Below are 23,094 nucleotides of genomic sequence, written 5' to 3'. Positions count from 1 at the left end.
GTGTTTATTATCCTATAATCATACCAGCAATTGTCGCTGAAATTAACGATGCTAACGTACCACCAATTAAGGCTTTCATTCCAAATTTTGAGAGTTGCTTGCGTTGTCCAGGAGCTAAAGATCCAATACCACCAATTTGTATTCCAATTGATGCAAAGTTTGCAAACCCACATAACATATAGGTGGCCATGATAATAGATTTTTCGTATTTTAAATGCGTTGCATTCGCAGCATTTTTCAAGTCTGCTAATTGAATATATCCAATAAATTCACTAGCTGCTAATTTGATACCTAAAAGTTGTCCCATAAGCGCCATGTCTTCCGTAGCAACACCAATAAGCCACATTAGAGGTGCAAACACATAGCCTAATATAAATTCTAAAGATAGAGAATCATAAGGCGTATTTGCAGCAATAATCTCATTTAATGATGTGAAATGCCATTTGATATTTAAAAATTCTATAGTGAAACCATCAAAACCTGCTATACCTCCAAGAATACCATTAAACATAGCAATAAATGCTACAAACACTAATAACATAGCGCCTACATTTACAGCTAATCGTAAGCCTTCTGTTGTTCCGTTGGCAATGGCTTCTAATATATTAGAACCAATTTTTTCTTGTGATACATGTACGTCGGTATTTACCTTTTCGGTTTGAGGAAACAATATTTTTGAAATCACGATAGCACCAGGAGCTGCCATTACAGAAGCTGCTAATAAATGTTTTGCATAGAATAACTGTAAAGCTTCATCTTCACCACCAAGAAAACCAATGTATGCAGCAAGTACAGCACCTGCAACGGTTGCCATACCACCAATCATGACAAGGAGTATTTCAGACTTATTCATTCTATCTAAATACGCCTTAATTAATAATGGTGCCTCAGTTTGACCTAAAAAGATGTTACCAGCAACACTTAAACTTTCTGCTCCAGAGATTCCTAAAACTTTAGAAAGCAGCCAGCCCATACCTTTTACTACTTTTTGAATTAATCCTAAATAGAATAAAACTGAAGTTAGTGCTGAGAAGAATATAATTGTAGGCAGTATTTGAAATGCGAAAATAAATCCGAAGGAAGTGATATCGAGCATACCACCAAATAGAAACTCACTTCCTGCTTTTGTATAGCTTAGAATTTCTATAAAACCTTGTCCGATAAATTCAAAAATTGTTTTTACAAAATCAACTTTTAAAACTCCAATAGCGATAATGAGTTGCAGTGCCAAACCAATACCTACGGTTTTCCAATTAATACCTTTACGATTACTACTAAATAAAAACGCAATGCAAATTAGAGAAATCATACCAAGAACTCCGCGCCATAAACTATGTATTGAAAATCCTTGACTAGGTATGATACTTCCTGTAACGTCTTCTTTTGTTTCAACAACTGCGGTAACATTTGATGCAGATTTAAAACTAAAACTTTGCAATTTATTGGCAAATACTAGTGTAGAATCTGTTAATTCGGAAATTTTATAACGTTCAATTTTTTCTGTAGGTACGTCATAATAGAGAACTAATAAGTTATTCTGAAACATATAATTTCCAGAAAATTCGCCTAAAGTATCAATTGCTTTTATGGCATAGTTAAATTCGCCATCTTTTAATTGAAATGCATCAGAATCCTGAATGGTATATAACGAAATACCAGAGTCATTTTTTACAGCCTCAAATTGCCAATCTTTTTCTAAAGTTTGACCAAAAGTCAATGTGAGTCCAAAAAAAATAGCTGCAATAGCTAGTAGAAAATTCTTCATAAGAAACTTGTATTATCGTTTGTCAATTTCGTCTCTAATTTTGGCTGCTTTTTCATAATCTTCGTTATTAACAGCTTCTTCTAAGAGTGTGTGTAATTCTTGGAGAGATTTATCCATATAATTGTCTTGGATGCTAGCTTCTATCTCTTCAACGACCATGTCATCTACGAGTATAGAATCTTGATCTTGGTCTTCACCGTCCTTTTTAGGATTAACTTTAAGATAAATACCGGCTTTATCTAAAATGTTTTTATAGGTAAATATTGGTGCTTTAAAACGCAATGCTAAAGCGATTGCATCACTAGTTCTAGCATCAATAATTTCTTCAATTTTATCACGTTCACAAATTAGGCTAGAATAAAAAACACCGTCAACGAGTTTATGTATAATAACCTGTTTGACAACAATATCAAAACGATCTGCAAAATTTTTAAATAAATCGTGGGTAAGTGGTCTAGGTGGTCTAATTTCTTTTTCTAGAGCAATCGCAATGGACTGCGCTTCAAAAGCGCCAATCACGATTGGTAGTTTTCTATCACCATCTACTTCATTTAGAATTAGAGCATACGCACCATTTTGGGTTTGGCTGTATGAAATTCCTTTAATGTTTAATCTAACTAGACTCATAACTATAGTAAAACGTAAAGAACTGTTTTAATTTAGACTTTAACAACTGCAAAATGCAGATTTAAGTTTAGAGTACCAAATCAAAACAGTCCTTTTTATAACCGCTGATTTTTAAAAATTACGCGTTTTGTGCTTTAAAAGCTTTTAATTTTTCTATTAAAGTAGGTACAACTTCAAAAGCATCACCAACCACTCCATAATCTGCTGCTTTGAAGAAAGGTGCTTCAGGATCTGTATTGATGACTACTTTTATTTTAGAAGCGTTAATACCTGCTAGATGTTGAATAGCTCCAGAAATACCAATAGCTATGTATAAATTTGATGCTACAGGCTTTCCTGTTTGACCAACGTGTTCGCTATGTGGTCTCCATCCTAAATCTGATACTGGTTTTGAACAAGCGGTTGCGGCTCCAAGAACTTCGGCTAGTTCTTCTACCATTCCCCAATTTTCTGGACCTTTAAGTCCACGACCACCAGAAACAACAACTTCGGCATCGGCAATTGAAACTTTATCTGTTGCTTTATCTACAGATTGTACTGTAACTGAGATGCTTGGTATTGAAGGCGAAAAGTCTTCCGAAGACACAGTTCCGTTAGATTCTACAAGTCCAAATGAATTTTGAGATACACCAACAACTTTCGTGTCGGTATCTATGGTAGTCATATTAAATGCTTTATTAGTAAAAGCGGTACGTTTTACTGTAAAAGGAGATGTGCTTGAAGGTGCTTCTACAACATTAGAGGCATAACCAGCGTCTAAGCCAATGGCAACTATTGGTGCTAGATATTTACTATCTGCACTAGAACTTAATACCACTACTTTAGCTCCTTCTTGCTGTGCTGCTTGCGTGATTGCACTAGCATAGGCATTAGCATTAAATTTATCTAAATCACTATTATTAACATTTAAAACTTTATCTACACCATAATTACCTAACTCAGATGAGTCACCAGCATTTACTGTGATAGCTGTTACTGTTGTTCCCATTTGGTCGGCAACTGCTTTGGCATAAGAGGCAACTTCAAAAGCTGTTTTTTTGAATTTTCCTTGTTCTGATTCTGTATATACTAAAACTGACATGTTTTTTCTTTTAAGGGTTAATTAAATCGCTTTTGCTTCGTTGTGAAGTAAATTGATTAATTCATCTAGATTATCTGGAGCAACAAGAGTTACAGCACCTTTTGGAGCTGGTTTCTCAAATTTAACCGAATTAGTTTCGGCAGCTGCATTGATAGGTTCAACAACAGATAATGGTTTTTTACGAGCCATCATAATACCTCTCATATTAGGAATACGTAGATCACTCTCTTCAACTAATCCTTTTTGCCCACCAATTACTAGAGGTAAACTTGTGGCTACTGTTTCTTTACCACCATCAATTTCTCGCATTGCGGTAGCATTTGTGCCATCAACTTCTAGGTTAATACAGTTAGTTACAAAATTAGCGTTGGTTAGGGCAGCGATCATTCCTGGAACCATACCACCATTATAGTCAATAGATTCACGACCTGCAATAACGATGTCAAATGCACCATCTTTAACCACATTAGCGATTTCTTTGGCAACTTGATAGCCGTCTTTAGCTTGCGTATTTACACGTATGGCTTGATCAGCTCCTATGGCTAATGCTTTACGAAGTGTAGGTTCGGTTTCTGGTCCACCAACATTAACAACAGTAACTTGAGCGCCTTGCTTTTCTTTAAACCACATGGCACGAGTTAAACCAAATTCATCGTTAGGATTAATTACAAATTGAACACCAGTGGTGTCAAATTTTGTGTCACCATCGGTAAAATTAATTTTTGAAGTCGTATCAGGTACGTGGCTAATACATACTAATATTTTCATATCTAATAATTTATTATGAGTATTTTTTTTAAAGGACGAAGATAATTATAAAATTTCAAATTTTACTATGCATGCATAATATATTTTATGAAAACTAGAGAAATCATCTAAATAGTTAGGGAAATCTTATAAATTTTGCGCTAAATTACGAATAATTCAAAGTTTATTAGCGTTAAAATTGTTTTGGTTTGGCACATTTCCGAAGAAATAAGAAGAAAATGAAGTTGTGTATAGTTGGGTTGGGCTTATAATATGTTTTCAGCTACAATTTATGTTATTTTATTATCAATAATTACTATTTTTGTTATTCGTAAAAAAAATGAATACATGAAAACAATTCAATTTAGAGAAGCAATTTGCGAAGCCATGAGCGAAGAAATGCGTCGAGATGAAAGCATTTATTTAATGGGTGAGGAAGTTGCAGAATATAATGGAGCTTACAAAGCTTCAAAAGGTATGTTAGACGAATTTGGAGCTAAGCGTGTTATTGATACACCTATTGCTGAGCTTGGTTTTGCTGGTATAGCGATTGGTTCAACGATGACGGGAAATCGTCCTATTGTTGAGTATATGACCTTTAATTTCTCTCTAGTTGGGATTGACCAAATTATAAATAATGCGGCTAAAATTAGACAAATGTCTGGTGGCCAATTTAAATGTCCTATTGTTTTTCGTGGTCCTACAGCTTCTGCTGGGCAATTAGGAGCAACGCACTCTCAAGCTTTTGAGAATTGGTTTGCAAATACGCCTGGTTTAAAAGTGGTTGTGCCTTCTACACCTTATGATGCCAAAGGTTTATTGAAATCTGCAATTAGAGATGACGATCCTGTAATTTTTATGGAAAGTGAGCAGATGTATGGTGATAAAGGTGAAGTGCCAGAAGGTGAATATACAATCCCTTTAGGAGTTGCTGAACTTAAAAGAGAAGGTACAGATGTGACTATTGTTTCCTTCGGAAAAATTATAAAAGAAGCTTATAAAGCGGCAGACGAGCTTGAGAAAGACGGTGTCTCTTGTGAGATTATAGATTTAAGAACGGTTAGACCTTTAGATAGAGAGGCTATAATTACCTCTGTAAAGAAAACCAATCGCCTTGTAATTTTAGAAGAAGCTTGGCCATTTGGAAACGTGTCTACAGAAATCACATATTTAGTTCAAGCGGAAGCATTTGATTATTTAGACGCACCAATAGTTAAAATTAATACAGCAGATACGCCTGCACCTTATTCTCCAGTTTTATTAGCTGAGTGGTTACCAGACTACACCGAAGTTATTAAAGCGGTAAATAAAGTGATGTACAAATAATTAAAACGCATATTTTACGTTAAAAAACTTCATTAGCACGATTGTTGATGAAGTTTTTTTAGTTTTGAACACTCAAACCAGTATAAGACTGGCAATTGCAATTTTAAACCCAACCAAAACTAAATTGCAAAACCTATGTACATGAAAAAGAAGCTCCTCATTTTACTATTTTTCTTCGGAATAGCCTTGTCTTTTGCTCAAACGAAAGTAAGTGGTTATGTTTTTGATGAATTCAATGCACCTGTAGCCTATGCTAATATTTTATTTAAAGGGTCTACGGAAGGGACTATTTCAAACGAAGACGGACGTTTTTATTTAGAATCTAATAATACTTGGGATACCTTAGTCGTTTCCTTTTTAGGCTATGAAGTTCAGGAAGTCAAACTTGATAATAAAGTTAACTACGACCTTAAGTTTATACTAAAGGAAGAGGCAGGAGCATTAGATGCCGTACTTATTGTCACAGGGAAGCAATCTAAAAAAGCTTCAGAAAATCCTGCGATTAGAATCCTTCAAAAAATTTGGGAACGTAAACGAAAAAACGGTTTAGAACAATTTAAACAGTACGAATACGATAAATACGAAAAAGTAGAATTTGACCTTAATACTATTGACAGTGCACTTATAAAGAGTAAACTGTTTAAAGGGATGGAATTCGTTTTTGAAGAAGTTGATACCTCTAATATTACCGGTAAAACTTATTTGCCAATTTTTATTAATGAAGCCGTAAGTAAAGTATATGGCGACAACCTAATCAATAAAGAAAAGAGCGATCTAAAGGGAAATAAAAATTCAGGTTTTAGTAATAATCAAATTATTATCGATTTTATTGATGACCTCTACGCAGATTTTAATATCTACGATAACTACCTTAAGTTTTTTGATAAGAGCTTTGTGAGTCCGTTGTCGCGCACAGGAGTTCAAACCTATAATTATGTCTTGTCTGATAGTGCTTTTATCGATAATAAATGGTGCTATAATATTGTTTATTACCCAAGACGTAAAAACGAATTGACCTTTAAAGGAGATTTTTGGGTTAATGACTCTACGTATGCTATAAAAGATATTAATCTTCAAGCATCAAAAAGTGCGAACATTAACTGGGTAAAAGAGATTTATATAGAGCAAGAATTTGAAGTTTTAAATGATACACTATTTTTAATTAAGCGGGATTATATGTTATCTGATTTTGCCTTAAATAAAAAAGAAAAGTCACGTGGTGTTTACGGAAAACGAACAACCTTATATGATAATTATAAATTTGACATAGCTAAAAATGAGAAGTTTTACGATGAAGAAGTCTATAATTATAATGAAGACGCTTACAATCGTGACGATGATTTTTGGGAGCAAAACCGAATGGAATCCCTAAGTAAAGATGAAAAAGGCGTTTACAAAATGTTGGATACTCTAAAAACCGTTAAAAAGTTTAAACGACTTTATAATGTTGGAAGTATTCTGGCTTCAGGTTATATTGAAGTGCCTAGTTTAAATTTAGATATTGGACCTGTTTTTTCGGTGTTTGGATATAATGAAGTCGAAGGCATGCGAATACGAGGTGGTGGACGAACCTATTTTGGTCCCAATGACCTTTGGAGAGTAGAAGGGTTTTTAGCCTACGGATTTAGAGATGATAAATTTAAATACGGTATTTCTGGTAAGTGGCTTGTAGATAAAAAGAACCGCTTTATAATTTCAGGAGGAAACCGACGAGATATTGAGCAAATTGGTGCAAATCTAACCGCATCTACCGATGTATTAGGTCGTAGTTTGGCATCATCTGCCGTTGTGGGTACGAGTACTAATGATAAACTAACCAATGTGAATTTAACCACGTTGGCTCTAGAAGTCGAACCTAGTAAAAACTTTGTAATTAGAACTAGCGGAACTTACAGAACACTTTCATCTGCATCACCAACCTTTAGTTTAGATTATATTGATCCAGAATCGCCTTCTGGTATTTCTTCGGAAATCAAACAATACGAAACAGCCTTGTCTTTATCTTATTATCCAAAGCGAAAAATGACAGGATTTGGTGTAGAACGTCGTACAGCTAATGATGGATTTGCAAGTCTATTTGCACAAGTAACACGTGCAGATAAAAACATATTTAATAGTGATTTTGATTATACAAAAGTTCAGTTTTCTTACATTCAACCATGGCAAGTAGGTGGCTTTGGCCGTTTAACAACAACAATTGAAGTAGGAAAAACATTTGGAGAAGTGCCGTTAGGATTGTTAAATGTAGTGCCAGGAAATCAATCGTATTTTTCAATTTATAACACATTCCCACAGCTAGATTTCTATGAGTTTGTAACAGATACGTATACCTCTTTACATTTAGAACATAATTTTAATGGTCGTATTTTTTCAAGAATTCCATTTCTTAAAAAATATAATTTAAGAGCTATTGTTGGTGTACGAGGAGTTTGGGGTGATTTATCTGCGGAAAACATCGCACTTAACACTACTGGGAATCCAATAGAAACACCTTTAATTGCACCAAATGATGATATCTACTACGAGTATAGTGTTGGAGTTGGTAATATTTTTAAAATCTTACGAATAGATTTCAACTTTAGAGGCAATTATTTAGATACTCCAGATGCTAGACCTTTTGGTGTAACAGGTAGCTTTGGGTTTAATTTTTAGCCTACTTTATTAAGGATAACACATTATATTATTTAACTGTTCGTTTTAAAGTTTTATCACGTTTAAATTGGGTAGTTATCAATAATTGTGCATTCGGTTTTAAGCCATTAGAGCCATTTATCACGCAGTTACCATGCATTGTTGCAGTCAAAGAAGTTTCGTATAGTTTTGAGATTTTAAATTGAAAATCTTCAACAGTTTCGTATGTGAAGTAATATATGTTGGATAAGTATTCGTCTCGTGAGTAATCGTATTCGCTTTTTTGAGTGATAACCATTGCTTCTGCTAGTTTGGTTTGGCTCGTGTTTAAAATAACTGTTATCTCAATTCTGGCGTCGACCTTCACAAGTGCTTCTAGTTCTTTTTTATTAGCCATACAGATTGTTGTAACAGGTCGCTAATTGGTTAACAATTGGTAGATGAGTTTACTTGAATTTTCATTTTGTGTGAGAATGGTGTAAAAAGCATGGATATTTATTTTTGTGGTTTCTATAGTGACATTAGTAACGCTATTTACCATTATAACGATTGAGGCTACTTTAAACTGTGCTTTAAATATTATTTTTCTTTGTATGATAAATCCAACAATCAGATATAGATAGTTATATAGGATTATTCCGTTTTAATATTGACAAAATTAAATTTATCCAAGCTTTTCGTTTGTAGCTTGTTTATAAGCTTCTAAATATACTCAATTTATAACGCTATTTGCCAGCAGTTTATAGTTTAGCAACGTGTTTTTTGTATGTCATTGGTAACTTCGTTTTGTCTTATTATATTAAAAACTCAAATTCAAAATATTATTGTCAAAACTCAAACAATACACTATCTTTACAGCCCGAAATTTAGTATGGTAAACGCCTAACGAATCTCGCAGTTAGATAAAGTAAAATTAGAAATCCAATTTCCGTAGAAAAAATAAAACACATGTCTGAAACCGAAAAATTAACTTTTGATGTATTAATAGAAATCCCAAAAGGGAGTCGTAATAAATATGAATACGATTTTACCTTACACAAAATACGTTTTGATCGTATGTTGTTTTCATCAATGATGTATCCTGGAGATTATGGGTTTATACCTGAAACTTTAGCTTTAGATAGTGATCCTTTAGATGTATTGGTTTTAGGGCACCAGCCAACATACCCAATGGTTGTAATGGAAGTAAGACCAATTGGTGTGTTTCATATGACAGATGAAAAAGGTCCTGATGAAAAAATTATTTGTGTACCAGTTTCTGATCCTATTTGGAGTAATAATCATGATATAAATGATTTAAATCCGCATCGTTTAAAAGAGATTGAACATTTCTTTAAAGTCTATAAAGATTTAGAAAAGAAAAAAGTTGATACAGGTGGTTGGGGAGACGCTGCCGAAGCTATAAAAATCTATCATGAATGTGTAGAGCGTTATGATAATAGTGAGCATAAAAAGAAGCGCACTTTTACAATTTAATAATCACAGGTTTTTTAACACAAAACTATTAAAAAAGCAATATTAAGTAATTAATATTGCTTTTTTGGTAAAATATGATTCATTTTACTACTTTTACCTAGCTAATAACTAATCAAAATAAAATTTAAAATATGGAATCACTAATGATTTACATGCCAATTGCATTGGCACTTTTAGGATTAATTTACATGGTTGTAAAACAATCATGGGTTATGAAACAAGATGCTGGAGATGGTAAAATGAAAGAAATTTCAGATCACATTTATGAAGGAGCCTTGGCTTTTTTAAATGCCGAATACAGATTACTAGCCATTTTTGTGGTGATAGTAAGTGTTCTTTTGGCTGTTGTCTCTATTGTGGTACCAACTACACATTGGCTAATCGTTATTGCTTTTATTTTTGGAGCCGTATTTTCGGCTTATGCAGGAAATATTGGGATGAAAATTGCTACAAAAACAAATGTTAGAACAACACAAGCTGCGCGTACCAGTTTACCAAATGCACTTAAAATTTCCTTTGGAGGTGGTACAGTAATGGGACTTGGAGTTGCTGGTTTGGCTGTGTTAGGTTTAACCGCATTTTTTATATTTTTCTTTTGGTTCTTTATGGGAAGCGAATGGACCAATACAATGGATATGACTATTGTACTCGAAACATTAGCAGGTTTCTCTTTAGGAGCAGAATCTATCGCATTATTTGCAAGAGTAGGTGGTGGTATATATACAAAAGCTGCCGATGTTGGTGCCGATTTAGTTGGTAAAGTAGAAGCCGGTATTCCAGAAGATGATCCTCGTAATCCTGCAACTATTGCAGATAACGTGGGAGATAATGTAGGTGATGTTGCAGGAATGGGAGCCGATTTATTTGGTTCTTACGTAGCAACAGTATTGGCTGCTATGGTGCTTGGTAACTATGTGATTAAAGATATGGGTGGAGCTATCTCTGATGCTTTTGGTGGTATTGGTCCCATCTTACTGCCAATGGCAATTGCTGGAGCAGGAATTATTATTTCTATTATTGGTACCATGTTGGTGAAAATTAAAAGTAATGATGCTAAAGAAACTCAAGTTATGGGTGCTTTAAATGTAGGTAACTGGACTTCTATTGTGTTAGTTGCTCTGTCATGTTTTGCATTAGTAACTTGGATGTTACCTGAAACCATGACAATGAATTTCTTTGGCGAAGGTTTAGTTGAGATTTCTGCAATGCGTGTATTCTACGCTACTTTAGTTGGGTTATTTGTAGGTGCTGTGATTTCATCAGTTACTGAATATTATACAGGGTTAGGAAAATCTCCAATCTTAAAAATTGTACAGCAATCGTCTACAGGAGCAGGAACCAATATTATTGCTGGTTTAGCTACAGGTATGATTTCTACATTCCCATCAGTGTTATTATTTGCTGGTGCTATTTGGGCATCTTACGCTTTTGCAGGATTTTATGGTGTGGCATTAGCCGCTTCGGCAATGATGGCTACAACAGCTATGCAGTTAGCAATTGATGCTTTTGGACCAATCTCTGATAATGCAGGTGGTATTGCTGAAATGAGCGAACAAGAACCAATCGTTAGAGAACGTACAGATATTTTAGATTCAGTAGGAAATACAACAGCAGCTACCGGAAAAGGATTTGCTATCGCATCGGCTGCATTAACGTCATTAGCATTATTTGCTGCTTATGTAACCTTTACAGGAATTGATGGCATTAATATTTTTAAAGCACCAGTTCTAGCTATGTTATTTGTTGGAGGAATGGTGCCAGTAGTATTCTCTGCATTAGCCATGAATGCTGTAGGAAAAGCAGCTATGGAAATGGTAGAAGAAGTAAGACGTCAGTTTAGAGATATTCCAGGAATTATGGAAGGTACTGGTAAGCCAGAATATGATAAATGTGTTGATATTTCAACAAAAGCGTCATTAAAAGAAATGATGTTACCAGGTTTATTAACTATTGGTTTTCCTTTAGTTATTGCATTTGTACCCATGTTATTTGGTATGGATCATTTAGCCATTGCAGAGATGTTAGGTGGTTATATGGCTGGTGTTACAGTATCTGGTGTGTTATGGGCAATTTTCCAAAACAATGCTGGAGGTGCATGGGATAATGCCAAAAAATCTTTTGAAGCTGGTGTAGAAATTAATGGAGAAATGACCTATAAAGGTAGTGATGCACATAAAGCTGCGGTAACTGGTGATACGGTTGGAGATCCATTTAAAGATACCTCTGGACCATCTATGAACATCTTAATTAAATTAACCTGTTTAATTGGTTTGGTAATTGCACCAATTTTAGGCGGACATACTTCGGAAACAGGATTGGCAACAACAGAAGTTGAAGTTGAAACCGTTATAGGTACCTCTACAGATATAGCTCAAGCTACAGTGACTTACACGATGATAGAAAACGGAGAAACTGTAACTAAAAAAGAAACGTTCTCTGGGACTCAAAAAGAAGTTGAAACACAGTTAGAAGCGTTTGAGGCATCTACTACTAATGGCGAAGGTCAAGACATTAAGACGATTCAAAAAATGGAAGTCATTAAAGAATAACCCTAATTTATATTTATTTATTTATTTATTTATTTAATGAGCCACGTTTATCGTGGCTCTTTTATGCTTAATATTCAGGTGTTTTTGCGGGTTTATAGGTGTTTAAAATTATTTAATTTTAAGGCCAAATGGATACAGCTAAGCACATTTCCGAATTACTAAAAAGACTTCACGATTTTGAGGTTGTACAATGTCAAATGCTTCATGAAAAAGTTGCTGTAGATGGTTCTGGTCACCCTATTGGCAACATATTTGATGATACGCTTGTTTTTAATCGTGTAAATCTTTGTAAACAATCCCTTAGAAATAAACGTTTGGGCTGTGCACATTCTAGAGTTAATCTCAAATTTGAACAGTTTTTAGACGATTTAAAAACAGCATTACCAAACTGTATGAGTCAAATTTCAGGCTATAAAACCGAGTTTCAAACTGTAGTTGCTAAAATTTATGAGTTAGATCACAAAGTTGGATATCTAGAACACGATATCGCTTTATGTGAACTTAATATAGATACCTGCGGAAAAGATAAACTACAACAATCATTACGTGTATTAAAAACCAATCATGGTAAACTTATGACGTTGCTCTCTAAAATTAAATCTGATATTGAAGAGCTTATCTATGTGGAAATGAATTACAGCCATATTTAAGATTTTATTTTTTAAGATTTTAGTATCTTCATCATCTAATTTATCAAGTTGGTGTTCAAAAAAGACCCTTTACAAATTATTACCTTTCAAAGTTATGGTACAAATACTCATTTTTACATGCGTGGACGTGCGTTGGAAGATGAAACAATCAATCTCGAGCAAAAGGGTTTGTTTGGATTGTTACTTAATTCTTGGAGACGCTTTGAAACCGATGAGATTAAACATACCGAACTTAAAATAACTCTACCAAACGGAACAATTTTAAATACGAGTACTGATGATCATGGCTATTTTAAAATTGACGAACGGTTAGATGATTTAGGAGCTTTAGTCAATGATGAAGGTTGGCTTAATTTTGAAATGGCATATAATGATGTCAATATTAAGAGAAGTATTCAAAATTCAAATAGGTTTCCTGGAGAATTATTAATTCCTTCAGAACGTGCACAATTTGGTGTTATTAGCGATATTGATGATACTATACTGCATACAGGAGTTGTGTCTACACTAAAATGGAAAGTTTTAATTAATAGTCTTTTTAAAAGTGCTGCTAGTAGAATTCCGTTAGAAGGCGCTGCAGAATTTTATAATATGCTGCATAGAGGCGTTACTGGTAATCATGCTAATCCTATTTTTTATGTAAGCCATAGCCCTTGGAATTTATATCGTTATCTCGAATTCTTTTTAAAGCAGCACGCGTTTCCTAAAGGGCCTATTTTGCTGCGTAGTTTTAAAGATATTTTTAAAAAGAAAACAGGAGATCGACCACAAAAGCATAAAGAAATTGTAAATATTTTAAAGACTTATCCTCAGTTACAATTCATTTTAATAGGTGACAGTGGTGAACACGATGCTGATATTTATATCGATGTGGCGCATGAGTTTCCTGAGCAAATTGCCGCTATATATTTACGAAGCGTTACACATAAAAAGAAAATGGAACGTGTTAAAGCTTTATTTGAAGATTATAACCAAATACCAGTTTTATTAGTGGATAGTAGTGTTCAGGCCATTGAGCATGCTAAACAAAACGGGTTCATTAAATAAAACAGAACTATTTAATAGCTGAGCGTAATTAAAACAAGCCGTTAATATGAGCATCAATCTTATTAATGATGCCTCCAAGATCTTCTGGATTAGCAACAAAATCAAGAGGATCTACATCAATAATTAATAAATTACCTTTATTGTAACCATGAATCCAAGCTTCATAACGTTCATTTAATCTGCTTAAATAATCGATACTTATGGTGTTTTCATAATCGCGACCACGTTTGTGAATTTGTGCTACTAAGTTTTGAATGGAGCTACGTAAATAAATTAACAAATCTGGACCTTCTACAAACCCTTCCATCAAATCAAATAATGAACGGTAGTTTTCAAAATCACGATTGGTCATTAAACCCATAGCATGAAGATTGGGAGCAAAAATGTGAGCATCTTCATAAATGGTTCTATCTTGTATAATGTCTTTACCACTTTCACGAATTTGTGATACTTGACGAAATCTACTATTTAAAAAATAAACTTGTAGATTAAAACTCCAACGTTCCATTTGATTGTAAAAATCATCTAAATAAGGATTGTCAACCACATCTTCTAATTGTGGTTCCCATTTGTAGTGTTTAGCTAGTAATTTAGTAAGTGTAGTTTTACCTGCACCAATATTTCCTGCGACTGCAACGTGCATATTTAATTGATTTTTAGTTGGTATGTTTGAAGTTTTTCAGAATCGTAAATATACAAGGTTTCATTGGTTAGTAAAAACTGATTTATTAACAATTTGGGCATTTCTATAGTGCTAATATTTTCGTCTTTTTTCGATTTGTAGAAGAATTCAGTTGCTGTTTTTAAAATAATATTTTCATTATCTACAGCAAATGATGTGTAGCCTTTGTTTGGGAGTTTAGCGATTAAACTTCCGAAGTAAGTATATTGATACAGGAAATTTTCAGTAAGCATCCAGCAATAATTATAATCACTGGTTAACTGTATCACACGAGATTGAATGGGTAGCGTTGTGGCTCTTACTTTATCCGTTTTATAGTCGTAAAGTTCTAATTGTTGTAAGTCTTGATTAAAAATCCATAGTGTGTTGTCATAACCTGTGGCGATATGAGAAACGTTTTTATAAGGTTGTTTGGTGTTGAAATCGATTTTGAAGATTTCGGCTAAACGGTTATCTAGTATGATTACTGTATTAAAATCTTGATAAAATACATTTATTTTTAATGGATTAAAAGTGTTGACTGTTGTAGGAAATCCTAACTGCACATTACTATAGTTGATTGTGGGTTGGTCTATAGATTTTTTATACAAAATATTGCCTTTGATGTAATATATAGTCTCAAAATTATCTACAGCAATAATTTGATCTGCTTCTAACATAGAGGCTTTTAAAGGTGTTAACTCAATTTGAGATTGAGCAGTAACCATTGAAGTGAAAATTAAAAAAATGTATCTAATTAAAGTCATAGTTATTTTAAGAACTGAAAAATACAAAAATTGAACCAGTAATTAGATAACTACATTTGTCTATATAGATTGTTTGTTTTTGATTTAAAATACGAGTTTATAACCAAAGCCACGAACATTTATAATTTGAATGCTTTCATCTTTTTTAAGCTTCTTGCGTAGTTTTGTTATAAACACATCCATGCTTCGTGCTGTGAAAAAATCATCGGTTCCCCAAAGTTTATTGAGTATTAGTGAACGGTCAAGTACTTTATTTTTGTTTTGAACTAAGTGAAATAATAAATGAGACTCTCTATGTGTAAGTTGCTGTTTATGCTCATTAAAATGTAGTATTTGTTTTGGGAAATCAAATGAATACTGTCCAATTTTTAATATTTCCGAAGTTTTTTGAATCGAAGTGCGTTGCAATAAATTATGAATTCTAACAATTAACTCCTCCATACTAAATGGTTTTTTGAGATAGTCATTACCACCAATATTAAAGCCTTCAACAACGTCTTTGGTTTGCGATTTTGCTGTTAAAAAAATGATAGGAATAGCATCATCAATCGCTCTAATTTCTTTAGCAAGTGTAAATCCATCTTTTTTAGGCATCATCACATCAAGCACTAAAATTTCTGGTGATGCGTTGTGATATACATCCATAGCAATATGTCCATTTTTGCATAATAGCACATTAAAATCTCTAGTTTCTAAACTTTCTTTAATGATTTGTCCTAATGCTGGCTCGTCTTCGGCAAGTAAAATTGTGATTTTAGACATTTGGCAATTGGATTTTAAACGTTGTTAATTCTGATTTTAGGTCTAATTGAATAGATCCCTTATGTTTTTTAATGATTTCATTGGTATAATACAATCCAATTCCAAAACCTTTAACGTCGTGTGTATTGCCTTTTGGGACCCGATAAAATTTCTCGAAGACACGCACTTTATCTGCTTTTGTTAGCGATGATCCATTATCGGCAATTGAAATATCAATAGTTTGAATGTTCTTTTTTAAGTTAACATAAATAGTGTCACCTCCATATTTAAAGGCATTGTCGATCATATTATTGATGGCATTTTCAAAATGGAACACATCTACATGCGCAAAAACTGCGTCTTCAATAGTCGTGATTATAGTTTTAGAGTTGTCGTTAAATTTATGTTTCTCAACTAGTGTTGTTATCACTTCGGAAATATTATAAGTATCAAAATTGAGCTCTAAATTATCACTATTTAAAGTTGCCGTTTCTAGCAATTTCTCAACCATTGTATTTAGCTTAGATAATTGTGAGCGAGACATATTTAAATAGGTTTTTCTTTTAGTCTCGTCATCAATCATATTAAAACTTTGAAGACTCTCTAGCGCCACACCAATAGTGGCAATAGGTGTTTTGAATTCATGTGTTATATTACTAATGAGGTCATTCTTAACTTCTGCTAGTTGTTTTTGACGTTTTATAATTTGTAAAAGGTAAAACAAACAACTTATAACAGCTAGAACCAATAATGTAGAAATGGTGATGCCCCAAACAATGCGTTTAAGCACATCACTAGAGACATTATTAAATAATAAACTCAGTTCACTTTTTTTAGGTAATAATGCAGACTTAGAAGTTGTACTCAAAAACGATGTTAGTTGTATAGAATCTATAAATTCTATATCCTTTTCTGTCGCATTATAATAATCAATATCTGTAGAAGGGTCTTTATATTTAATCGTATAATTGATGCCAATATCTTTTCTTAGAAGTTCTTTTTGTACCAAAGTGTCAATACCTCTAAGTGATAAAGAATCTGTAGTCATTGATATAATAATTTTTGAAGTAAAGGTTTTTAAATCGGCTTCAGAAAATTCTAAATGCTCATTTTTAGATTGTTTTGACAAAGAGTCAATTTGTATATGTTTAATAATATTGGAGTCAGATTCCTGAAATTTAACAATCCCTTCAAGTTGCATTTGATTAATTATAGAATCTGCTTTTGGTCCTTTTACTATAGAAACACCGTCTAATAAATTAGGATTAATAGAATCAATACTTCCAAATCCATCAGTATCAGACTCGCTAATAGACGATATAATACTGTCAAATCTACCGTTTTTAATAAAATCTTTTTGACTCATGCCTTTAAGGCTAAAACCAATCGTACTATTTTCTGCTAAGTTAGCATAATAATCATCTACTGCTTTATCTAAACTTGTTTGCACATCGTTGATGAGCTGTTGTTTGTTAGATAAATAATTCTTGTAATTCCAATAGGCTTGTATTCCAATTGTAGAAAGAATTACAATGACGATAATATATAATATGTATCTGTATTTTGAATCATTCATATTTCAAAAGTAAATGTTAAAACCTTTAAAAACTAATCGGTTAACACACGTTAACAATGGTTAACTAAGATCTTTTTAAGTCGTAATTACATTTGTAGTGTATTAATCATAAAAAAACAATTATCATGAAAACAGTATTTACATTTTTAGGACTTTTAATAGCAACAGTTAATTTTAGTCAAGCTCAAAATTTAGAAGCACAAGTCACAACTCAAAATGCCAAGATAACAAACTTGAGTGTTTCTGTAACAGTAGATTCTGCTAAAGAAGTAGAAGAAACTTTTAAGATGAAAGACATCAAAAACATTTTAAATGAAGTTGAAAATAATGAACAGGTCTCATTTGAAATTATTTGCACAGGAGATAACAAGTCTAACGGAACCAAAAGCACATTAACATATCGCGTAAAAGGAAATTCTAATGATCCAAAAGGCTTTTTAAAAAGCATTAAAAAAATTAGAAAATCAGCCATCAAATATTATGACAATAAAGAGTAACCTTTAATCATAAATTAAAACTAGTAAGATGAAAATAATCGTAAAATCAATTATTATATTGACTCTATTTTTCTGCGGAAAAGTAAATGCTCAAGAGTTTATTGGTGAAGCAACCTATAAGTCTAAACAACAAATAGACGTGAAGTTAGATAGCACACAAATAAATACAGGAATGCAGCAGCAAATGATGGAAATGTTGAAAAAGCAATTTGAAAAAACACATATTCTCACATTTAATAAAGAGGAAACTATATATAAGGAAGAAGAATCTCTTGGAGCTCCAAATCCGCAAGGCATGGAAATGATCATGATAGGTAAAGGAGGCTCAGATATTTTATATAAAAACCTCAAAGAGAAAAAGAAAACCTTTCAAAAAGAAACATTTGGTAAACTCTTTTTAATTGAAGATAATTTAAAAGAATATGAATGGACTTTAGAGTCTGAAACTAAAAATATAGGAGAATATACATGCTTTAAAGCTACAACGACCAAAGAAATAGAAATTATAGAAAATAGTATTAGTTTTAATGAAGACGAAGATTTAAGTGAAGATGAAAACGCTAAACCAAAAATGAAAACCATTACCATTACCGCTTGGTATACACCTCAAATTTCTGTAAGTGCTGGTCCTGCAAATTATCACGGACTTCCTGGTTTAATTCTTGAAACTAATGATGGTAGTCAAACTATTATTTGTAGTAAGATTGTTATAAACCCTAAAAAATCTAACGAAATTATTGAGCCATCAAAAGGGAAAAAGGTGACTCAAAAAGAATTTAAAGCTATTATGGAAAAGAAATTAAATGAAATGCAAGAGCGTTTTAGACCTAGTGACAGAGACGATGGAGAAAGTATTGAGATAAGAATTGGAGGTTAGTTTTTTTAAGAAAATTTTAACCTTTAACAATTTAACTATTTGCCTGTTTACAAGTCTAATCTAGAATAGAAAGGAATAATTTTAACCTTTATTAAAGACTAAGACTTCAAAATAATGAAAAATTTTACTATCAAATTAAGCAGTATTGCGTTTATGATATTAGTATCACTAAACCTTAATGCTCAGGCAGATTTTCAAGGGCAAGCCATTTATCAAACTAAAACAACTCTAGATATGAGTGGCTTTGGTGGAGGTGATATGAGCGAGCAACGAAAAAAGCAAATAGCAGATCGTATGAAAAGTATGTTAGAAAAAACCTATGTGCTTAATTTTAATACTAGTGAATCTACATACAAAGAAGAAGAAAAATTAGAAGCTCCAGGTGCTGGAGGTGGAGGTCGTTTTGGTGGTATGATGAGCAGTTTTACTGGTGGCTCTCAATATAAAAACATAAAAGAATCATTGATTTTACAAGAACAAGAATTCTTCGGAAAGCAGTTTCTGGTAAAAGATTCTCTACCACAATTAGAATGGAAACTAGGAAGTGAAACCAAACAAATTGGGCAATATACTTGTTTTAAAGCAACAACTACAAAACCGGTTGATGAAATGGATTTTATGAGTATGCGTCGTAGAGGAGGTAGAGGTAATGATGAAAAAAAGGAAGGCCAAGACACTGCAGATACCACAAAAAATGATTCAAGTAATATTTTTGATAGTGTAGAAGTTCCAAAATTTGTAATTGTTACTGCTTGGTATACGCCTCAAATACCAGTGAGCACAGGTCCAGGTGAATATCAAGGGCTTCCAGGATTAATTCTAGAAGTTACTGCAGATAAGACTGTGATTTTATGTACTAAAATAGTTATGAACCCTCAAGATAAAGAAACTATTGATAGACCTGAAAAAGGGGATGTCGTTACGCGTTCAGAATACAACCAAATCATGAAAGATAAGATTGAAGAAATGAGAGAGATGTATGGTGGTCGAGGTGGCCGAGGAGGCGGACGAAGAAATTAACTAACCAATTAAATAATATTACCACACTTCTATATCTGTAAACCAACAATCAGGTTAATAAGAAGATAAATCTAATCAAATGAAAAATATTTTTATTGTTTTAATGCTATTATTAGCAGGAATTTCTAGTGCCCAAATTACCGTAAAAGGTGTCGTTAAAGATAGTATTGGAGCACCTCTAGAATTAGCAAATATTATTGCGATCAACAAAGAGACCAAAGCCATGGCATCTTATGCTATAACTAATGATAAAGGAGTTTTTAAGCTCGATTTAGATAAAAATACAGCCTACTCAGTGCAAGTAAGCTATATTGGTATGAAAACTGTTTCAGAAACAATAACAACCAAAGAAGAAGATTTCACTAAAAATTATACACTTCAAAATGATAATGCACTTGCAGCTGTAGAAATTACTTATGAAATGCCAGTGACTGTAAAAGGAGATACCTTAGTCTATAATGCCGATTCGTTTAAAGACGGAAGTGAACGAAAATTAGAAGATGTCCTTAAAAAATTACCAGGTGTTGAAATTAATGATGACGGACAAATAGAGGTTGAAGGTAAAGTGGTTAATAAATTAATGGTGAATGGGAAAGATTTCTTTGATGGTGATTCTAAACTAGCAACTAAAAATATCCCATCTAATGCTGTAGATAAAATACAAGTGCTACGTAATTATTCCGAAGTAGGTCAAATGAGTAGCGTTACTAACAACCAAGATAACGTTGCAATTAATATCAAACTTAAAGAAGGAAAAGAGAATTTCTGGTTTGGAGATGTCACAGCAGGAACAGGTATTGCAGATAATGACGGTCTCTATCTCGTGCAACCCAAATTGTTTTATTACAGCCCAAAATACAGTATCAACCTTATTGGAGATATGAATAATATTGGAGAAGTGGCTTTAACAAATCGCGATATTAGAAATTTTGGAGGTGGTTTTAGAGCACCATCTAGAAGTAGCGGAACCAATATTAATTTAGGAAATAATGGTCTTAGCGGATTAACCAATGTAAGTAATGCACAAAAAGTTGAAACCAAATTAGGAGCAGCTAACTTTAGTTATGCACCTAATAAAAATTTAGATCTTAGTGGTTTCTTTATTTATAATAGTAGTCGATTAAATACTAGAGAAGAGAGCTTTGTTCGTTATACTGATGCAGAATTAGGAATACCAGATGAGCAAACGGTACAAACAGGAAAAGAATCTTCTAACCAAGCTCTAGCCAAATTGAGTGCTACTTATAAACCCAATGCTAATAATCAATTAGATTATGATTTGTTAGGTCGTGTCTCAAATGATACAGAAGTTCAAGATTTATTCTCATCTGTTGTAGGTAATACAAATCAAATTGATGAGGTAAAGCCATATAGTATCAATCAAAATTTAAGTTATTATTATACCTTAGATGATAAAAATATTTTTGCTTTAGAAGCACAACATCTCTTAAAAGATGAAGATCCTTTTTATAATGCTTTACTAGTAAATGACCCAACAAATAATAATGATGCAGATCAAGATGCCTTTGATAATACTGCAGAAGTTTTAGGCTTTGATGTAAATCAATTTGGTTATAACCTAAATCAAAATAGACGTATTAAATCTAATCAATTAGACGCTAAAGTTGATTACTACCACATTTTAAATAATAAAAGTAATATCAACTTAACGTTTGGTACGATTTTAAGTAATCAACAGTTTAACTCAAATATATTTCAGTTTTTAGATGATGGTTCTTATTTTGATCCTGTAGCTACATTAACAGATGACGAAGGCAATGTATTATCAAATCAAAATGATACCGATTATAACTTTAGCGATGTCTATTTAGGATTTCACTATAGATTAAAAACGGGAAAATTTACGATCACTCCTGGTTTCTCAGTACATTCCTACGGAAATAAGAACACACAATTTGATGTAACTTATAAAGACAATTTCTTTAGAGTTTTACCAGATTTTGAAACACGTATACAATTTAAAAAGAGTGAAAGCTTAACATTTACCTACAACATGAGTAACTCATTTACTGATGTAACGAGTTTGGCCGAAGGTTTAGTTTTAAACAATTACAGTAGTATTGGTTATGGCAATAACGAACTTCAAAACTCGTTATCACATAATTTAAACTTAAATTATTTTAGTTTTAATTTATTTAATTATACCAACGTTTTTGCTCGTGCGTCCTATTCAAAAAATATTGATCAAATTAGGAGCGAGACACTTTTTGATAACGTTATTAGAACAAGTACGTACTTTAATTCTAATTTTGCAGATGAAAGAGCTAGTCTATTTGGCCGTGTACAACGTACTTTTAAAAAAATTCGTGCAGGTTTAAATGTGAGCTTTTCATATAATAAGAACAATCAGTTTATTCAAGATATTAGATCTGTTAATGAAAGCTTCTCTCAAACATACCGACCAGAAATACGCACTAATTTCAAATCGGCTCCAAACGTGAGTTTAAAATATCGATATACGGTGACCGAAACAAATCAAGGAGAAAGCTCTACAACTTTTAAAGTTAATGCACCATCAATAGAGTTTGATGCCTATATTTTAAAGGCCTTCACCTTTAGAACAGATTATACTTATACAAATCAAGATGATGGCGTGAGACCAGCAGAATCATTTCAAACATGGGATGCAAGTTTAGCATATAGAAAAGATAAAGACGCAAAATGGGAGTTTGAAGTTAAGGCATCTAACCTTTTAGATATCGATTCTAATATTAGCAATGGCTCTAGTAACATTTCGGTATATAGTTCAGAAACTTTTATACTGCCACGCTTTGTCACCTTTAGAGTCATTTATTCGTTATAATATATTTTGGGCGTTACTATTTGTAATCCTGCAATTGCAGGATTACAAATAGTCAGGCTATTCGCTATATCTTTTTGAAAAAACAAAAAGGATGTCGCTGCTATCCTTAACGCATAAAAAAAAAGCCTTCTTTTTCGAGAAGGCTTTTTTTTTTGGTACATTATCAAATGTTAAGAGGATAGTTTTGTACTAAAAACATGTTTTTGTTTAATTTTTTATTACTTTTGTTAAA

The 23,094-nt window shown here is 32.8% G+C and carries 19 protein-coding genes; 10 read left to right on the top strand and 9 right to left on the bottom strand.

Going from position 1 to position 23,094, the window contains the following annotated elements; all coding sequences use genetic code 11:
• Positions 1 to 7: 7 nt before the first annotated feature.
• The 4 genes from TD29_RS13405 to TD29_RS13390 all read right to left on the bottom strand — a co-directional run bounded on the left by TD29_RS13405 (position 8) and on the right by TD29_RS13390 (position 4,241).
• Entirely contained in the window at positions 8 to 1,765 is a 1,758-nt protein-coding gene (locus TD29_RS13405; RefSeq protein WP_040281258.1) for a nucleoside transporter C-terminal domain-containing protein, read from the bottom strand.
• Positions 1,766 to 1,777: 12 nt separating this feature from the next.
• On the bottom strand, positions 1,778 to 2,392 hold the full coding sequence (locus tag TD29_RS13400) for a bifunctional nuclease family protein (RefSeq protein WP_040281257.1): 615 nt from the start codon (positions 2,390 to 2,392) through the stop codon (positions 1,778 to 1,780).
• A gap of 118 nt (positions 2,393 to 2,510) precedes the next feature.
• The gene (locus tag TD29_RS13395) at positions 2,511 to 3,473 is read right to left on the bottom strand and encodes an electron transfer flavoprotein subunit alpha/FixB family protein (protein WP_040281256.1); all 963 of its coding nucleotides are present in this window, start codon (positions 3,471 to 3,473) and stop codon (positions 2,511 to 2,513) included.
• A gap of 21 nt (positions 3,474 to 3,494) precedes the next feature.
• Positions 3,495 to 4,241 carry an electron transfer flavoprotein subunit beta/FixA family protein gene (locus tag TD29_RS13390; RefSeq protein ID WP_040281255.1) on the bottom strand — a complete coding sequence of 249 codons (747 nt, stop codon included), beginning with the start codon at positions 4,239 to 4,241 and terminating at the stop codon, positions 3,495 to 3,497.
• 327 nt (positions 4,242 to 4,568) lie between these two features.
• On the opposite strand from TD29_RS13390, the gene TD29_RS13385 reads away from it, so the two are divergent.
• Positions 4,569 to 5,546, top strand: coding sequence for a pyruvate dehydrogenase complex E1 component subunit beta (locus TD29_RS13385; protein ID WP_040281315.1), 978 nt, complete (start codon positions 4,569 to 4,571; stop codon positions 5,544 to 5,546).
• Positions 5,547 to 5,687: 141 nt separating this feature from the next.
• Positions 5,688 to 8,198: a DUF5686 and carboxypeptidase-like regulatory domain-containing protein gene (locus tag TD29_RS13380; RefSeq protein ID WP_040281254.1), complete on the top strand. Its 2,511-nt coding sequence runs from the start codon at positions 5,688 to 5,690 to the stop codon at positions 8,196 to 8,198.
• Between the two features lie 28 nt (positions 8,199 to 8,226).
• Here the strand turns inward: TD29_RS13380 and TD29_RS13375 are convergent, their stop codons facing one another.
• Positions 8,227 to 8,574: a hypothetical protein gene (locus TD29_RS13375; protein ID WP_040281253.1), complete on the bottom strand. Its 348-nt coding sequence runs from the start codon at positions 8,572 to 8,574 to the stop codon at positions 8,227 to 8,229.
• 551 nt (positions 8,575 to 9,125) lie between these two features.
• Here TD29_RS13375 and TD29_RS13370 point away from each other — a divergent pair.
• The 4 genes from TD29_RS13370 to TD29_RS13355 all read left to right on the top strand — a co-directional run bounded on the left by TD29_RS13370 (position 9,126) and on the right by TD29_RS13355 (position 13,899).
• Positions 9,126 to 9,653, top strand: coding sequence for an inorganic diphosphatase (locus TD29_RS13370; protein WP_040281252.1), 528 nt, complete (start codon positions 9,126 to 9,128; stop codon positions 9,651 to 9,653).
• A gap of 131 nt (positions 9,654 to 9,784) precedes the next feature.
• Entirely contained in the window at positions 9,785 to 12,202 is a 2,418-nt protein-coding gene (locus TD29_RS13365) for a sodium-translocating pyrophosphatase (protein ID WP_040281251.1), read from the top strand.
• Positions 12,203 to 12,330: 128 nt separating this feature from the next.
• On the top strand, positions 12,331 to 12,852 hold the full coding sequence (locus tag TD29_RS13360; RefSeq protein ID WP_040281250.1) for a hypothetical protein: 522 nt from the start codon (positions 12,331 to 12,333) through the stop codon (positions 12,850 to 12,852).
• Positions 12,853 to 12,903: 51 nt separating this feature from the next.
• A complete protein-coding gene (locus TD29_RS13355) occupies positions 12,904 to 13,899 on the top strand; it encodes an App1 family protein (RefSeq protein WP_241485278.1) in 996 nt (331 codons plus the stop codon).
• Positions 13,900 to 13,927: 28 nt separating this feature from the next.
• Here the strand turns inward: TD29_RS13355 and TD29_RS13350 are convergent, their stop codons facing one another.
• From TD29_RS13350 to TD29_RS13335, 4 genes are all read right to left on the bottom strand, one after another.
• Positions 13,928 to 14,542, bottom strand: coding sequence for a deoxynucleoside kinase (locus TD29_RS13350; protein ID WP_040281248.1), 615 nt, complete (start codon positions 14,540 to 14,542; stop codon positions 13,928 to 13,930).
• Between the two features lie 2 nt (positions 14,543 to 14,544).
• Positions 14,545 to 15,327 (bottom strand): hypothetical protein, encoded by a 783-nt coding sequence (locus TD29_RS13345; protein WP_040281247.1) that lies wholly within the window; start codon positions 15,325 to 15,327, stop codon positions 14,545 to 14,547.
• A gap of 84 nt (positions 15,328 to 15,411) precedes the next feature.
• Entirely contained in the window at positions 15,412 to 16,089 is a 678-nt protein-coding gene (locus TD29_RS13340) for a response regulator transcription factor (protein ID WP_040281246.1), read from the bottom strand.
• Positions 16,082 to 17,644 (bottom strand): sensor histidine kinase, encoded by a 1,563-nt coding sequence (locus TD29_RS13335; protein WP_040281245.1) that lies wholly within the window; start codon positions 17,642 to 17,644, stop codon positions 16,082 to 16,084. Before TD29_RS13335 ends, TD29_RS13340 begins: the two co-directional genes overlap by 8 nt.
• 125 nt (positions 17,645 to 17,769) lie before the next feature.
• On the opposite strand from TD29_RS13335, the gene TD29_RS13330 reads away from it, so the two are divergent.
• From TD29_RS13330 to TD29_RS13315, 4 genes are all read left to right on the top strand, one after another.
• Positions 17,770 to 18,141: a hypothetical protein gene (locus TD29_RS13330; RefSeq protein ID WP_040281244.1), complete on the top strand. Its 372-nt coding sequence runs from the start codon at positions 17,770 to 17,772 to the stop codon at positions 18,139 to 18,141.
• 28 nt (positions 18,142 to 18,169) lie between these two features.
• Positions 18,170 to 19,018 carry a GLPGLI family protein gene (locus TD29_RS13325; protein ID WP_040281243.1) on the top strand — a complete coding sequence of 283 codons (849 nt, stop codon included), beginning with the start codon at positions 18,170 to 18,172 and terminating at the stop codon, positions 19,016 to 19,018.
• Between the two features lie 114 nt (positions 19,019 to 19,132).
• Positions 19,133 to 20,038 carry a GLPGLI family protein gene (locus tag TD29_RS13320; RefSeq protein ID WP_040281242.1) on the top strand — a complete coding sequence of 302 codons (906 nt, stop codon included), beginning with the start codon at positions 19,133 to 19,135 and terminating at the stop codon, positions 20,036 to 20,038.
• 79 nt (positions 20,039 to 20,117) lie between these two features.
• The gene (locus tag TD29_RS13315) at positions 20,118 to 22,862 is read left to right on the top strand and encodes a TonB-dependent receptor (protein WP_040281241.1); all 2,745 of its coding nucleotides are present in this window, start codon (positions 20,118 to 20,120) and stop codon (positions 22,860 to 22,862) included.
• Positions 22,863 to 23,094: the final 232 nt, after the last annotated feature.

This window comes from Psychroserpens damuponensis (genome assembly GCF_000826655.1).
Taxonomy (GTDB): domain Bacteria; phylum Bacteroidota; class Bacteroidia; order Flavobacteriales; family Flavobacteriaceae; genus Psychroserpens; species Psychroserpens damuponensis.
Note: the sequence above shows the minus strand (reverse complement) of the source record. Positions and strands in the feature narration are given on the sequence as shown.

Excerpts from the sequence above, each read along its gene's own strand:
- TD29_RS13365 (WP_040281251.1), top strand. The coding sequence starts at position 9,785 with ATGGAATCACTAATGATTTACATGCCAATTGCATTGGCACTTTTAGGA.
- TD29_RS13325 (WP_040281243.1), top strand. The coding sequence starts at position 18,170 with ATGAAAATAATCGTAAAATCAATTATTATATTGACTCTATTTTTCTGC.
- TD29_RS13315 (WP_040281241.1), top strand. The coding sequence starts at position 20,118 with ATGAAAAATATTTTTATTGTTTTAATGCTATTATTAGCAGGAATTTCT.
- TD29_RS13395 (WP_040281256.1), bottom strand. The coding sequence starts at position 3,473 with ATGTCAGTTTTAGTATATACAGAATCAGAACAAGGAAAATTCAAAAAA.
- TD29_RS13330 (WP_040281244.1), top strand. The coding sequence starts at position 17,770 with ATGAAAACAGTATTTACATTTTTAGGACTTTTAATAGCAACAGTTAAT.
- TD29_RS13400 (WP_040281257.1), bottom strand. The coding sequence starts at position 2,392 with ATGAGTCTAGTTAGATTAAACATTAAAGGAATTTCATACAGCCAAACC.
- TD29_RS13370 (WP_040281252.1), top strand. The coding sequence starts at position 9,126 with ATGTCTGAAACCGAAAAATTAACTTTTGATGTATTAATAGAAATCCCA.
- TD29_RS13360 (WP_040281250.1), top strand. The coding sequence starts at position 12,331 with ATGGATACAGCTAAGCACATTTCCGAATTACTAAAAAGACTTCACGAT.
- TD29_RS13340 (WP_040281246.1), bottom strand. The coding sequence starts at position 16,089 with ATGTCTAAAATCACAATTTTACTTGCCGAAGACGAGCCAGCATTAGGA.
- TD29_RS13320 (WP_040281242.1), top strand. The coding sequence starts at position 19,133 with ATGAAAAATTTTACTATCAAATTAAGCAGTATTGCGTTTATGATATTA.
- TD29_RS13335 (WP_040281245.1), bottom strand. The coding sequence starts at position 17,644 with ATGAATGATTCAAAATACAGATACATATTATATATTATCGTCATTGTA.
- TD29_RS13405 (WP_040281258.1), bottom strand. The coding sequence starts at position 1,765 with ATGAAGAATTTTCTACTAGCTATTGCAGCTATTTTTTTTGGACTCACA.
- TD29_RS13390 (WP_040281255.1), bottom strand. The coding sequence starts at position 4,241 with ATGAAAATATTAGTATGTATTAGCCACGTACCTGATACGACTTCAAAA.
- TD29_RS13345 (WP_040281247.1), bottom strand. The coding sequence starts at position 15,327 with ATGACTTTAATTAGATACATTTTTTTAATTTTCACTTCAATGGTTACT.
- TD29_RS13350 (WP_040281248.1), bottom strand. The coding sequence starts at position 14,542 with ATGCACGTTGCAGTCGCAGGAAATATTGGTGCAGGTAAAACTACACTT.
- TD29_RS13380 (WP_040281254.1), top strand. The coding sequence starts at position 5,688 with ATGAAAAAGAAGCTCCTCATTTTACTATTTTTCTTCGGAATAGCCTTG.
- TD29_RS13375 (WP_040281253.1), bottom strand. The coding sequence starts at position 8,574 with ATGGCTAATAAAAAAGAACTAGAAGCACTTGTGAAGGTCGACGCCAGA.
- TD29_RS13385 (WP_040281315.1), top strand. The coding sequence starts at position 4,569 with ATGAAAACAATTCAATTTAGAGAAGCAATTTGCGAAGCCATGAGCGAA.